Origin of the sequence: Bradyrhizobium acaciae, from assembly GCF_020889785.1 — a bacterium.
GTDB lineage: Bacteria > Pseudomonadota > Alphaproteobacteria > Rhizobiales > Xanthobacteraceae > Bradyrhizobium > Bradyrhizobium acaciae.
The window spans coordinates 216,684-229,490 of the sequence record NZ_JACMYK010000002.1 but is presented as its reverse complement, the minus strand read 5'-3'; the positions used below and the strand labels follow the sequence as shown (position 1 = coordinate 229,490).

The 12,807-nt window shown below is 63.5% G+C and carries 17 protein-coding genes; 10 read left to right on the top strand and 7 right to left on the bottom strand.

All coding sequences use genetic code 11. The features are described from left to right. Positions 1–3 precede the first annotated feature (3 nt). Entirely contained in the window at positions 4–195 is a 192-nt protein-coding gene (locus H8A92_RS02230) for a hypothetical protein (protein ID WP_163160618.1), read from the bottom strand. Between the two features lie 231 nt (positions 196–426). Here H8A92_RS02230 and H8A92_RS02225 point away from each other — a divergent pair, with 231 nt between their 5' ends. The 3 genes from H8A92_RS02225 to H8A92_RS02215 all read left to right on the top strand — a co-directional run bounded on the left by H8A92_RS02225 (position 427) and on the right by H8A92_RS02215 (position 2,053). Further along, the gene (locus tag H8A92_RS02225) at positions 427–633 is read left to right on the top strand and encodes a hypothetical protein (RefSeq protein WP_163160617.1); all 207 of its coding nucleotides are present in this window, start codon (positions 427–429) and stop codon (positions 631–633) included. Between the two features lie 98 nt (positions 634–731). Further along, positions 732–1,094, top strand: coding sequence for a PRC-barrel domain-containing protein (locus H8A92_RS02220; protein ID WP_229194235.1), 363 nt, complete (start codon positions 732–734; stop codon positions 1,092–1,094). Positions 1,095–1,291: 197 nt separating this feature from the next. Further along, a complete protein-coding gene (locus H8A92_RS02215; RefSeq protein ID WP_229194234.1) occupies positions 1,292–2,053 on the top strand; it encodes a Crp/Fnr family transcriptional regulator in 762 nt (253 codons plus the stop codon). A gap of 161 nt (positions 2,054–2,214) precedes the next feature. On the opposite strand, the gene H8A92_RS02210 is transcribed toward H8A92_RS02215, so the two are convergent. After that, positions 2,215–3,615, bottom strand: coding sequence for a TAXI family TRAP transporter solute-binding subunit (locus H8A92_RS02210; RefSeq protein ID WP_229194233.1), 1,401 nt, complete (start codon positions 3,613–3,615; stop codon positions 2,215–2,217). Between the two features lie 428 nt (positions 3,616–4,043). On the opposite strand from H8A92_RS02210, the gene H8A92_RS02205 reads away from it, so the two are divergent. Then, positions 4,044–4,397, top strand: coding sequence for a DUF3307 domain-containing protein (locus H8A92_RS02205; protein ID WP_229194232.1), 354 nt, complete (start codon positions 4,044–4,046; stop codon positions 4,395–4,397). A 170-nt stretch (positions 4,398–4,567) separates the two neighbouring features. Continuing rightward, a complete protein-coding gene (locus tag H8A92_RS02200) occupies positions 4,568–4,975 on the top strand; it encodes a hypothetical protein (protein WP_229194231.1) in 408 nt (135 codons plus the stop codon). Between the two features lie 7 nt (positions 4,976–4,982). On the opposite strand, the gene H8A92_RS02195 is transcribed toward H8A92_RS02200, so the two are convergent. Together H8A92_RS02195 and H8A92_RS02190 are read right to left on the bottom strand one after the other, a co-directional pair. Next, positions 4,983–5,318 (bottom strand): YkgJ family cysteine cluster protein, encoded by a 336-nt coding sequence (locus H8A92_RS02195; protein WP_229194230.1) that lies wholly within the window; start codon positions 5,316–5,318, stop codon positions 4,983–4,985. Beyond that, positions 5,318–6,016, bottom strand: a complete 699-nt coding sequence (locus H8A92_RS02190) for a helix-turn-helix transcriptional regulator (protein ID WP_229194229.1) — start codon at positions 6,014–6,016, stop codon at positions 5,318–5,320. Before H8A92_RS02190 ends, H8A92_RS02195 begins: the two co-directional genes overlap by 1 nt. 171 nt (positions 6,017–6,187) lie before the next feature. On the opposite strand from H8A92_RS02190, the gene H8A92_RS02185 reads away from it, so the two are divergent. Together H8A92_RS02185 and H8A92_RS02180 are read left to right on the top strand one after the other, a co-directional pair. Beyond that, positions 6,188–6,421, top strand: a complete 234-nt coding sequence (locus H8A92_RS02185; RefSeq protein ID WP_163160609.1) for a hypothetical protein — start codon at positions 6,188–6,190, stop codon at positions 6,419–6,421. 64 nt (positions 6,422–6,485) lie between these two features. Further along, complete coding sequence (locus tag H8A92_RS02180) at positions 6,486–7,217, top strand: glutathione S-transferase family protein (protein WP_229194228.1); 732 nt, start codon at positions 6,486–6,488, stop codon at positions 7,215–7,217. Here the strand turns inward: H8A92_RS02180 and H8A92_RS02175 are convergent. After that, on the bottom strand, positions 7,214–7,849 hold the full coding sequence (locus tag H8A92_RS02175) for a pyridoxamine 5'-phosphate oxidase family protein (RefSeq protein WP_229194227.1): 636 nt from the start codon (positions 7,847–7,849) through the stop codon (positions 7,214–7,216). The two genes, H8A92_RS02180 and H8A92_RS02175, sit on opposite strands and share 4 nt — an antisense overlap. 129 nt (positions 7,850–7,978) lie before the next feature. On the opposite strand from H8A92_RS02175, the gene H8A92_RS02170 reads away from it, so the two are divergent. Then, on the top strand, positions 7,979–8,872 hold the full coding sequence (locus H8A92_RS02170; protein WP_229194226.1) for a LysR family transcriptional regulator: 894 nt from the start codon (positions 7,979–7,981) through the stop codon (positions 8,870–8,872). A 17-nt stretch (positions 8,873–8,889) separates the two neighbouring features. Here H8A92_RS02170 and H8A92_RS02165 read toward each other — a convergent pair whose 3' ends face one another. Together H8A92_RS02165 and pobA are read right to left on the bottom strand one after the other, a co-directional pair. Further along, positions 8,890–9,345, bottom strand: a complete 456-nt coding sequence (locus H8A92_RS02165) for a PaaI family thioesterase (RefSeq protein WP_229194225.1) — start codon at positions 9,343–9,345, stop codon at positions 8,890–8,892. 287 nt (positions 9,346–9,632) lie between these two features. Beyond that, positions 9,633–10,802, bottom strand: coding sequence for a 4-hydroxybenzoate 3-monooxygenase (pobA, locus tag H8A92_RS02160; protein WP_229194224.1), 1,170 nt, complete (start codon positions 10,800–10,802; stop codon positions 9,633–9,635). Positions 10,803–11,073: 271 nt separating this feature from the next. Here pobA and H8A92_RS02155 point away from each other — a divergent pair, with 271 nt between their 5' ends. Continuing rightward, positions 11,074–12,096, top strand: a complete 1,023-nt coding sequence (locus tag H8A92_RS02155) for a TRAP transporter substrate-binding protein (protein ID WP_229194223.1) — start codon at positions 11,074–11,076, stop codon at positions 12,094–12,096. 131 nt (positions 12,097–12,227) lie between these two features. Further along, positions 12,228–12,794: a TRAP transporter small permease gene (locus H8A92_RS02150; RefSeq protein ID WP_229194222.1), complete on the top strand. Its 567-nt coding sequence runs from the start codon at positions 12,228–12,230 to the stop codon at positions 12,792–12,794. The last annotated feature ends 13 nt before the right edge of the window (positions 12,795–12,807 follow it).

The window sequence follows — 12,807 nt, the reverse complement described above, 5'->3', positions numbered from 1 at the left end:
AGGCTATTTGCGGAGCGTCAGTGATTCGCTGATCTCCATCACGGCCTCGCTCTGTCTGGCCTTCTTCATCAGCGTTTCGCGTTCCCGTCCCGGCGGCAGCTTGCGTGCTGCAATGCGTGAATCCTCGGCGAATTTCTGCAGGCGGTCTTCGAACGATCCGGGAGGCCGTGACCTGTTGCGCTTCTTCTTGATCATGCCGCCTCCGAGCTGGAACCAGCGATACTAGGCATGCTCCCCGCGACCCGTCGTTAACCCATGACATCGGGTCGACCGAAATCGTCGGCAGGACCGCAGGAACGATCTCCGGCGCCACGCGTAAGGCCCATGCGTTCGCTGCCTTGCTCCCCGAAAGGTGGCAGACCACTCCGGTGCCGGGCCTCGGCGAATTTCATCGCCGGGGCCCGCATATCTTCAGGGAGATCAGAAATGGCACATTCCAATCACGGCATCGTCAAGGACGACAAAGGTCAGGAACAGCCAGTCGACAAGCAACGCGCGCAGACCGCGCACAAGACCGACACCCGCAAGCCGCGGGCGCGCGAAGCGACGCGGGATCCGAAATTAAGTGACCCCAGCAAGACACCTGGCTCGGGCATGACGTCAGACGATGACGGCGAGCCGCCGACCGGCTGAATCGCATTTCGCCGTGCAGCAACTGCGGCAATGCGGCAGGAACGATCACTTTTCTCCGTTGTTGGCTGTTGGCCTGAGAGAGCAATGGAGGATTTGACATGGCGATGGACGAGAAAGAGCTCGGAAACCTGATCGGCAGCGACAAGGTCGAGGGCACCGCGGTTTATGGATCGGACGAACGCAAGATCGGCTCGATCGAGCGCGTGATGATCGACAAGGAGAGCGGCCGGGTATCGTACGCCGTACTTGGATTCGGCGGTATTCTCGGTCTCGGCAACGATCATTATCCGCTGCCATGGCAATCGCTCAAATACGACACCAGACTGGGCGGCTACGTAACAGGCGTGACCGAGACCCAGCTGCGCGGCGCACCGAAATACGGCAGCGAGCGGGATTGGAATTGGGCCGATATCGGCACCACACGTGCGGTGAACGATTACTACGGCGTGCCGTTCGTCTGAGCGGCGTCCGCCAAGGGCCAGCATTTCCCCGGTGACGCCCGCCGGAGACTGAGTTGTACGGCGCCTGAGGATGTAACCGTCGCATCATCCGGCGTCTGTACACTAGTGAACAGACGTCAATAGCTGTGCAATGTAACATACGTTATTGAAGACGGCCCGGCAGTTACCCGATTAAACATTCGGGGAGATCAATGTCGTTGGCGTCGCTAGTCCGGAAATTGGAGCAGTTCGTACGGCTTTCGTCGGTAGACCACGCCATTCTCAATCGCGCGTCGACCGAGCGCGTCCGGCATTTCGGTCCGCGCGTCGATATCGTCCGTGAAGGCGAGAAGCCGAAGGACGTTCATTTGATCCTGTCCGGCTGGGCCTGCCGCTACAAGCAGCTCGAGGACGGAAGGCGCCAGGTCGTGTCGTTCTTCCTGCCCGGTGATATCTGCGACGTGAACGTCTTCATCTTGCGCGAGATGGATCATTCGATCGGCACCATCACCGCGGTGTCGATCGCCGACCTCTCGCGCGAATTCTTCGACAAGGTCGCAGCCGCGCATCCGCGGATCGTGACCGCGTTCTGGTGGGAGACCTTGGTCAATGCGGCAATCCAGCGCGAATGGACCATGAGCCTCGGCCAGCGCACGGCGCTGGAGCGGATGGCCCATCTGCTCTGCGAGATCTGGCTTCGCCTGCGTCTCGCCGGCCTGACCCGGGGCGACAGCTGTGACTTCCCGCTGACCCAGGGCGATCTCGCCGACGCCACCGGGCTCTCGAAGGTGCACGTCAACCGAACCTTGCAGGAGCTGCGCGCCGACGGCCTGATCGTGCTCAAGGGAAAGACCCTGGCGGTGCCCAAGCTCGACCGGCTGATGCGTGCAGCCCTGTTCAACCCGAACTACCTGCACATGGATCACGAGGGACGGCAGTTCGATGCCGTCATGACGCCGCCGGATGCGGTGGCCGGGTGATGCGCCGCGCGGCGCGGCAATGTCGCGAGAGTGCGGATGCATGACGCATTGCCCGCGCCACACAGTCGCTGTCGTCCCTGCCTAGTGCGCAATTGCGCACGGGTGCGGGGACGACAGTAGGGTGTGAGGAGTTGCCGGCGCATGCCGACGACCGCCCCGCCTCACCCGTTCGCGGTCTTCACCACCACGAGATTCTCGTCCGCTGCCGGCGGGTGGCGCTTGAGGTGATCGCGGCGCAGCGCGATTTCGTCGCGGACCAGCTCGTAGCCGAGCTTGAACGTGTCCATCCCGTCGCCGGAAACGGTGCCGTCGCGCAGGCCGATCACCGCGCCGCGCAGGATCGCCTCGAGCTCGTCCTGCAATGCGTGGAGGTCGTCGGCGCAGGTGGTATGCGCGACGCGCTCGCCGATGTCGAGGATCCGGCCCGCCAGTTCGCTGGCCTTCTCCGGGGCGACGCGGGTGATCTTGGTGTAGATCGCGGCGAAGATCGAGCCGATGATGCTGAGCGCGGCAGCGGCGAGATACATCACGTCGCTGTAACGATCCATGAACGACTTGGTGTCGTCGTTGATGTATTCGGCCGCGCCCTGATGCGCGACGATGAAGGCGTCCTTGTCGGTCGCCGCGGGCTCGATCTTGGAGGCGAAGCCGTCGTCGAGCGCGAGCTCGGACTTGTTCTCGTAGACGATGCGCGCGAGCTCGGCGGCCGTCGTCGTGGACATCGAGGATTGCGCCACCAGCAGCCATTCCAGCCCGATGGTGTCGACCTCGTCGTCGGGAATCGCCGGCGCGGATGACAGCATGCCGGTCGAGACGGTCTCCTCCGATATTGCCGGGTATTTGCGCGCCAGCGCCTTGGCCGCGTCGATCGCATTCAAGGTGAAGCCGCCGGAGCGCTTGGCATATTGCTCGTAGGCCTTGTCCTTGACGATCTTCGAGGCATGCTCGATCGCAACCACGGCGCCGAAACCCGAACCGAACAGTTTGTCGAACGGCGTGTTCGGCGGCGCCTGCTGCACCCGCTGCGCCGCATCCGGGCTGTCGGAAATCTCCAGCGCGCTGCGGACGAAATTCACGCTGTTCTCGCCGTCGCCGACCACCGCGATCCGCTTCTTCTTGAGCTCGGCCAGCGACTTGATCTTCTTGCCGCCGGGGCTGAGCACCAGCACCACATCATGCTCGAGGATCGCGATGGCGCGGGCGCGCGGCGGCACCTTTGCATCGGTGCGCAGGATGGCAAGCGTTGCGTCGCGGCGATCGAACTGCGCCAGCGCCTTGACGTTGTCGGGATTCGTCGCGATCTTCAGCCGCAGCCGCGATGAATTGGCCTTCAGCACGGCCGCGAACTTGGCGGCGAACCTGGCCTCCGGGCCATTGGCGTCGCCGACCGCGAACACCAGCGTTTCCGAATCGCGCAGCCAGAGGCGGCCGCCGGCCACGGTGATCGCGCTCAAGAACAGCGTCAGCAGGGTGAAGATGATGATCTGCGCACGGTTGCTTTTGGCGACCGGTGGGCGTGGCCGTGGCGGCATCGGCGAAGGCGCGGAGGCTTCGGCGCTCATGGCTTATGACCTGGCTCATCACCCGTCCGGGACGGCCCGCCGCCCGCAAATCCAATCGGCGCCGCGCTGCCCGGTGAATCCGTAAATGACTATAAAAGAAAGAAAATTTCCTATGCTGCTGACGATATACCTCCCCGGAGGGAATGCAAACCGGACACCGGCCGTAACCTTAATCTCGGTTGGTCTGCGCCGCGATGCCACATGACCATCGCCACTATCGACGCCCCAACCCAGATGTGATTTTCGAGAGAGCCGCAGGTGCATTCCGCCGCCGGAGGTGTCATAAATGAGACACGCTTGGTTTTTCGGAATCGTGCTGACGGCCTGACCCGGATTTCTTGCAATCACATTCACCGAAGTAAAAGGGCGTCAGCTTGTTGTTTCCTGCCATGTCATCGTCGGTGTCGGTTGGTGCCCTGGTGGGATGGATGTTGCTTCTCACGGCGAAGCACATCATCGCTGACTTCATGCTGCAGAACGCCTGGATGGCGATCGGCAAGGACCAGAGGACCGGCTGGGCCAAGCCGCTGCTCGCGCATTGCCTGATCCATCTCGCGGTCGCGCTGGCGCTGATCCTGGTGGTGGCGCCGCGGTTCTGGTACGTCGCCTTCATCGACTTCGTGATCCACATCATCGTCGATCGCTGCAAGGGCATCTGCGCTTCGCATTTCGGCGTGACGCTGGAATCGGGGCATCCCTGGTTCTGGACCCTGATCGGGGTCGACCAGGCGCTGCACCACCTCACCGGATTTGCGCTGTCGATCTACATGGCCGCGAACTGAGCGGCTGACGGACGGCTCTTCCTTCATTTCGAGTAACCGACCACCGCGCTTGCGGCGGGTGGATGTGATTCGCGTGCAACGGGCAAGCCTCTCCGGGGACGACCGGGGGCCGTGGTTAACCTTTCGTTAGAGGATTGCGCGGCATCTTCCCGATCGAGGGGGATTTGCAAATGTTTTCAAGCCGCGACGCCTTCGAGAACGATGCCTGCCCAGTTGCGGACGACCTGCTCGGCCAGATGTACCGCGCCAATCCCAACGGGCTTTCGCTGCTGGTTGCCAATGTCGCGCCCGATGACAGGGCGAGGCTGGCGCTGTTCTGCTATCGCCGCAGCCATCTGCATGCACTCGCGGTGGCGATTGCGTCGAGCTGCAGCGAGTGGCAGTTGGTGAATTTCGGCGGCCGTGTCGGGTCGACGCTCTACGCGCTGTCGCGTGAGCCGGCCCGCGTCGCGACCGTGTCGCATGGCGGCCGCAAGCCGATCACGCTGTCGACCAAACCGTTGTCGACCTTCGCGCCTGTTGTCGATGACGAACTCGACGACGAGGACGTCAGCGAGACGGTGACTGTGACGGCCTAAGCCGCGCTCAATCCGGCTGCGCGCTCGCGATGAGCGGCAGCCCGTGACGGCGCCGCGCCATCGCGCATTCCGCGTCGCCCGGCTGGCAGGTCCGGCACACCTCCGGCCGCACCGCATAGACCACGCAGCGCGTTGCCTCTCCGATCTTCCCCGACAGCGCCGAGCAACGGTCGCCCTCGCAGCGCATGCCTGATTGTCGCGCATTGACGAATTGCGCCGGGATCAGATCGAGCTGCGCGTCATCCTCGATCGTGAAGCGCGGCCAGTTCTCCGAATAGCTGCAGCAGGCGCCGCAGGATTGGCAGGGGCTTTCGCCGGCCGTGTCGATTGCGTCGCCGGCCATCAGGTGTCCTTCGGTGCTTCCCAGACCAGGCTGCGCCGCCAGCGTGCCCTGAGCAGGTCGCGCCGCTCCGGATACTTCTCGTCGTGATAGACCGCCGTGACCACGCGGTCGGTGCGGAAGCTGCGGAAATCCCTGCGCAGCTCGCACCAGGCGGCGAGCAGCCGCACCGCCTCGTGATAGCCGACCGCGATCGGCCAGATCGTGCGCTCTGAGTCGCGGCCATGCTCGTCGCGATAATTGAGCGTGATCTTCTTGCCTTCGTGGATCTGGCTGCGGGTCCGGACCATATCGATGCGGTCCGGCTCCCGGTTCCAGGCCGAGCGGGCGCGGCTTGCCGGCTCCAGCACGAACGGCCGCAGGCGATCGGGCACGGTCTCGGCGATCTTGGCCATCAGGTCCTCGGCGGCGCGCGCCAACGCCGGATCGGCATGGCCGACCACCCATTGTGCGCCGAGCACGCAGGCCTCGATCTCATCCGGTGTCAGCATCAGGGGCGGCAGGTCGAAACCCTTCTCGAGGATGTAGCCCATGCCGGCCTCGCCGCGGATCGGCACCCGCTGCTCGATCAGGCTCGCGATGTCGCGATAGATCGTCCGCTTCGAGGTCTCGAGCTCGGCTGCGATCGCATCTGCGGTCAATGGCTTACGGGTGCGGCGGAGCACCTGGATGATCTGAAACAGCCGGTCGGCGCGTCTCATGGCAGTTCTCTCGGCAATTCTCTTGGTCGCTCTCTTGACGAGTGTCTTGACGGGTTTCGCAGCGTCTCGGCGCGTCGGCTTTTCTGCGTCCCGTCCGGCTGCTGCTGACAGCATGTTGGCAGCAGGTGGGGGCTATATCAGGACAACACCTCAAGTGAAGGGAATTTGTCCATGACGAATCTTGATGAACTCGGCTTCCGGCAAGCGCAGAGCTTCGCGCTGGAACAAATGGTCACGGTCTACTCCACCTCCGGCGACCTGCGCTGGGCCCTGGTCGCGCTGATCGCACAGTCGATCAGCACGGTTTGGTCCTACGGCCGGGCCCGGCTGGTCAAGCGCGTTCGCGAGGCGGTTCGCCGCCTCGCGCCGGTCGGCCCGCTCGACAGTGAATGCCACTACTGCTGACACCATGCTGGCAGCAGGAGGCCGCTAGCTTCAATTCACGACAACAGGCGATCGGGAGCTTCATATGATTACGCTTTTTGGCTTTGGCGCGGGCTTCGGTCTGCCTGAAATCAGCCCCTTCGTGACCAAGACCGAGGTCCAGCTCAAGATGGCCGGTCTTGCCTACACCAAGGAAAAGGCGATGCCGCCGGCCTCTCCCAAGGGCCAGCTGCCGTTCATCGCCGATGACGGCGAGACGATCGCCGATTCGACCTTCATCCGCGCCCATATCGAGGGCAAATACGGCTTCGATTTCGACGCGCCGCTGAGCCTGCAGGCGCGCGCCCAAGCCTGGGCCTTCGAGCGCATGATCGAGCATCACGTCTATTGGGCGCTGGTCGGCGCGCGCTGGATCGACGATACCAATTTCGCCAAGGGGCCTGCGCATTTCTTCGACGGCGCGCCCGATCATATGCGCGACAAGATGCGCGAGGATGCCCAGTTCCGCGTTGCCGAGAACTATCTGCTCAGCGGGCTCGGCCGTCACGGACCCGACGAGGACATCGATCTCGCGCTCCGTTCGTTGTTTGCGCTGTCGGTGCAGCTCGGCGACAAGCCCTATCTGATGGGCAACGCCCCATGCGGCACCGATGCCACCGCGTTCGGCGCCTTGGCGGGAATCCTGACGCCATTCTTCGATTCGCCGCTGCGCGAGCGCACCGAGAAGTTCGACAATCTCACCGCCTATGTCGGCCGGATGATGCAGCAATACTATCCGGAATTCGCCTGGGCACCGTTGCAGCAGCAGGCAGCCTAAGCGGGCGCGGCAGGAGCAGGCCGGCCCTTCAATGCGGCCAGCTCCGCCTCGAGTTCGGCGATGCGCTGGTCGCGTGAGGCCAGCGCTGCTGCCACGTCGGCCGCGTCGAATTTCTGCGGAATGTGCTGCGGGCAGTTGGTGTCCCACGCCGCGATCTTGAACAGGATCACCTGCTCGGGCCGCGCGCGATAGCCCTGCGGCATCAGCGAACGCGTCAGTGCCGGATCGTCTTCGACGACACGCGCTTCGCCCCACAGCTTCACGCGCTGGCGATGCGCATAATCCATCACGAAGATATAGGCCTTCGCATTCTCCGAGAGATTGCCCTGCGTGATGAACTGTCGGTTGCCGCTGTAATCGGCGAACGCGATGGTGTCCTTGTCGAGCACCTTGATGAAGCCCTTCGGACCGCCGCGATGCTGGATGTAGGGTTGGCCGTCGGCCGAGGCGGTCGCGAAATAGAAGCTGTTGGTGTTGGCGAGGAAGGCGGCCAGGTTCTCATCGACCTCGGTGCGCCAGCCGCCGTGCGCCTCGACCTCGGCATAGGTGTCGCGCGAGCCCTTGCGGGTCTGGATCGCCTTCACCGCCGGACTGAATGCGATATCGCTCGCGTATCTGCGAACGTCTGACATCTGAGCCTCCAGGAAGGGTGCCATGACGGGCGCCAAAACGGTCATGCCCGCGCCGTAAGATGGGCGTTTCCGGATCGCAAGCAATCTTGTGAATTGACACTTCACTATTGCCGATTATGCAATAGTTCCATGGACCGGATCGATGCCATGCAGGCCTTCGTCGCGGTGGCGGACCTCGAGGGGTTTGCCCCCGCTGCCCGCAAGCTTGGCCTGTCGCCCTCGGCCATCACGCGGCTGATCGCGGCGCTGGAGGAGCGGCTTGGCGCGCGGCTGCTGCAGCGAACCACGCGGCAGGTGACGCTGACCGACGCCGGCTCCCGCTATCTGGAGCGGGCGCGGCGGATCCTCGCCGATGTCGAGGAGGCCGAGGACGCCGTGGAGAGCGAGCGTACCCGCCCCGAAGGCCGCCTCGTGATCTCGGCGCCGTTCGGCTTCGGGCGGCTGCATGTCAGCCCGGTCGTGACAGCCTATTTGAAACGCTATCCCGATGTCGGCGTCGACCTGCGGCTGTCGGACCGCCGCATCAATCTCGTCGAGGACGGCGTCGACCTCGCGGTCAGGCTCGGCCACCTGTCGGATTCGACGCTGGTGGCACGGCATGTCGGCCAGATGCGCCGCATCGTGGTGGCCTCGCACGGCTATCTCAAGCTTCGTGGCGAGCCGAAGCGGCCGGCCGAGCTCACTGCCCATGACACCATCCAGTTCGGCGCCATGACGGCTGTGCCGGATTGGCGCTTTATGGAAGACGGCCAGGAAATTCGCATCACACCTACGCCGCGCTTCACCAGCAACAGTTCGGATGCCGCCATCCAGTACGCCGAGCAGGATGGCGGGCTGACGCGGGTGATGGCGTACCAGGCCGCCGAATCACTGAAGGCGAAGCGGGTCCGAATCGTGCTTGCCGCGTTCGAGCAGCCGCCGGTGCCGATCCACGTCGTCTACCCGACATCCCGGCTGCTGTCGGCCAAGGTGCGGACCTTCATCGATCTCGTCACCGAGATCACCGACTGGCACTTCGGCTAGATCAGCGCGAAAGCGCTTTAGCTCGCCGGCGGCTTCTTCGGCACGACGCGGAACGTGCCGCTGGCACGCGCGATCGTCACGCCATCGGCCTTGATCAAACTCTGCGCGAAGCAGATCGTGCGGCCGGTCTTGATCACATCGCTCTCGATCGCGAGCCATTGCCCGACATCGGCGGAGCCGACGAAATCGACCGTCAGCGAGATCGTCACATACGAGGTGGTCCAGCCGGTCGCTTGGCCGCAGCTATAGCCCATCGCGTTGTCGGCGAGCGCTGCGATCAGCCCGCCATGGATCAGGCCGCGGCCGTTGGTGTGCGGTCTCGCCAAGCGGAGACCGATGATGACGGACCGCTCGGTCTTCTTCTGGTACAGCGGCTCCCATGGCTCGGTGAGCGGGCTCTTGCGGAACAGCGGCTCGAAGCCTTGCGGGACGTCCTGGGGAATGTCGGGGGCGACTTGCGTTTCGGTTGTCATCTGAAATCTCGCTAGTGACGTTGGGTTGACGCCATTGAACGCGATGTCGATGACGGTTTCACCGCCTACAAAGTTTTAAACGGGATTCGCTGACGTGTTTGAATGCGGCCCGGGTCTGTCGCCACACCTCCAGCTGTCATCGCCCGGCTTGACCGGGCGATCCAGCATCCCAGAGACAGTACAGCATGAATCGAGAAGCCGCGGCATACTGGATACCCCGCATGCGCGGGGTATGACGGCTGAGGGTGCAACGGCGAGGTTGCTCGACGAAAGGGGCGGCGACCTATCTAGAACGGCAGGCCCACATAGTTCTCCGACAGCGAGGTCGATGCCGCTTTCGAGCTGACGAGATAGTCGAGCTCGGCGATCTGGATGCGCGCGGCGAATTCGCCCTCGTCGGGGAATTTGTGCAGCATCGAGGTCATCCACCAGGAGAAGCGCACCGCTTTCCAGACCCGTGCCAGCGCCTTGGCCGAATAGCCGTCGAGCCCGGCGGAGGATTTCTCGTCGTAATATTCGCGCAGCGCCTGAGATAAATAATGCACGTCACTGGCGGCGAGATTGAGGCCCTTGGCGCCGGTCGGCGGCACGATATGCGAGGCGTCGCCGGCCAGGAACATGCGGCCGAACCGCATCGGTTCGGCGACGAAGCTGCGCAGCGGCGCGATGCTCTTTTCGATCGAGGGGCCGGTGACGATCTCGTCGGCGGCCTTCTGGTCGAGGCGCCGCTTCAATTCATCCCAGAACCGCTCGTCCGACCATTGATCGACATGATCGTCGAGCGGACACTGCACATAGTAGCGGCTGCGATGGCTCGAACGCATCGTGCAGAGCGCAAAGCCGCGCTCGTGGTTGTTGTAGATCAATTCCGGCGAGACCGGCGGCGTCTCCGACAGGATCCCGAGCCAGCCGAACGGATACACCCGCTCGTAGCTCGTGATCGCCGACGCCGGCACGCTGGCGCGGCTGACGCCGTGGAAGCCGTCGCAACCGGCGATGAAATCGCACGTGATTTCGTGGCTGACGCCGTCCTTGACGTAAGTGACGCGCGGGTGGTCGGTGTCGAAATCATGCGGCTTGACGTCGGCGGCGGAGTAGACCGTGGTCAGGCCGGCGGCCTTGCGGGCGTTCATCAGATCGAGCGTGACCTCGGTCTGGCCGTAGATCGTCACGGTCTTGCCGGTCGTCGCATGCATGTCGATGCGGTGCCGCGCGCCGCCAAAGGCCAGTTCGACGCCGTGATGCACCAGGCCTTCCTGATGCAGGCGGGCCCCCGCGCCGACACTGTCGAGCAGCGACACCGTGCCTTCCTCGAGCAGGCCGGCGCGGATCCGTCCCAGCACGTAATCCGGGGTCTGCCGCTCAAGAATGACGTTGTCTACGCCGAAAGTATGAAGTAGTTGCCCAAGCAACAGTCCGGCCGGACCGGCGCCTATGATTGCTACTTTTGTCCGCAATACCTGCTCCTCCCGATCGGATAGGCTTGATCCGGGCACCCGCATCTCGGCGAGCGCCGTCAACTTGCCAAGGCAACTATATCATATAACAGTTTTGGCAAGGCGGATTTGCAGGGGATGTGCGTTCGCCGCAGCGCAAGATGCCGGAGGGACCGGGTGCGACGTGGCGTCCGCCGAGCGGATTTCGGCTTGAATATTCGCGCGAATTAGATAACATGTTAAGTAATGAGACCGGGCACGAAGCCCGCCGTCCTGGAGAGGAGGAGACGTGATGAGGAAGAGTTTGCTGGCGCTGCTGATGGCGGCCGCCGTCGTGCCGGCCGCGGCACCTGCCGTGGCGCAGGACAAGACCGTCAATCTCAAGGTGTCGCTGTGGGTCCCGCCGGCGCATCCGCTGGTGCCGGCGACGCAGGCCTGGGCCGCCGACATCGAGAAGGCGTCGGGCGGCACCATCAAGGTCACCGTGTTCCCGTCCGAGCAGCTCGGCAAGGCGTTCGACCATTACGACATGGCGCGTGACGGCATCGCCGACGTCACCTATGTCAATCCCGGCTATCAGCCCGGCCGCTTCCCGATCGCGGCCGCCGGCCAGCTGCCGTTCGTGTTCTCCGACGGCAAGAAGGGCACGCTGGCGCTGAACGAGTGGTACCACAAATATGCACCGACCGAGATGAAGGACACCAAGCTCTGCTTCGCCTTCATCCACGATCCGGGCGCGCTGCACGGCAAGAAGAAGATCGTGCTGCCGAGCGACCTCTCCGGCGTCAAGGTGCGGCCCGCGCAGAGCACCATCGGCGAGATGGTCAAGATGTTCGGCGGCACCAACGTGCAGGCCTCCGCGCCGGAATCGCGCGACGCGATCGAGCGCGGCGTTGCCGACGAGATCACCTTCCCCTGGGGCTCGATCTTCCTGTTCGGCATCGACAAGGTGGTGAAGTACCACATGGACGTGCCGCTCTATACGACGGTGTTCACCTACAACATGAACCTCGCCAAATATAATGCGATGTCGGATGCCCAGAAGAAGGTGATCGACGATCACTGCTCGCCTGAATGGGCCTCCAAGGTCACCGATCCCTGGACCGATTTCGAAGCCAACGGCCGCACCAAGATGAAGGCGCTGCAAGGCCACGAGGTCTATCCGCTGACCGCGGATCAGCTCGCCGAATGGAAGAAGGCGGTCAAGCCGCTGCACGACAGCTGGGCCGAGGCCGTGAAGAAGGCCGGCGGCGACGCAGAGAAGATCGATGCCGATCTGCAGGCCACGCTGAAGAAGTACGAGGCGGGGATTTAAGGCGCTGCCGAGGCAAATGAGGTCGTCATGCCCGGGCTTGTCCCGGGCATCCACGCCTTACTGCTGAACGGTAACGAAGACGTGGATGGCCGGGACAAGCCTGGCCATGACGCGGGGTGGGATCTCGAAGCATGGCTGCCAATTCAGAAGTTTCCCAAGACGGCGCGATCACCGGGCCTCCCGAGCCGGCGCGCAAGAATTTCATGGACCGCTTCATCGATTCGATCGAATGGGTGGCGGCCTTCTTCGTCGGCGTCGTCGCGCTCAACACCTTCACCGCGGTGTTCATGCGCAAGTTCTTCGCGGTGACGATCCCGGACTACTATAATTTCGGCCAGTTCCTGCTCGGCATCCTGATCTTCTGGGGCATCGCGGCGACCAGCTATCGCGGCACCCACATCACGGTCGATCTGGTCTGGGCCAATGCCACGCCGCGCTACCAGCGCTGGATCGACATCTTCGCGACGCTGGTGCTGCTGTTCGTGGTGAGCGTGCAGACCTACACGCTGATCGACAAGGTGATCGACACCAAAAACAGCCACATCGTCACCATGGATCTCGGCGTACCCGTCTGGCCGTTCTTCCTGGTGTCGTGGATCGGCGACGTCTCCGCCGTGCTGCTGATCGCGATCCGCACCTACCGCCTGATCTTCCATCCGGAAGATATCCACGATGCCAAGATCAAGACTGCGGAGTAGAGGTCCATGAGTC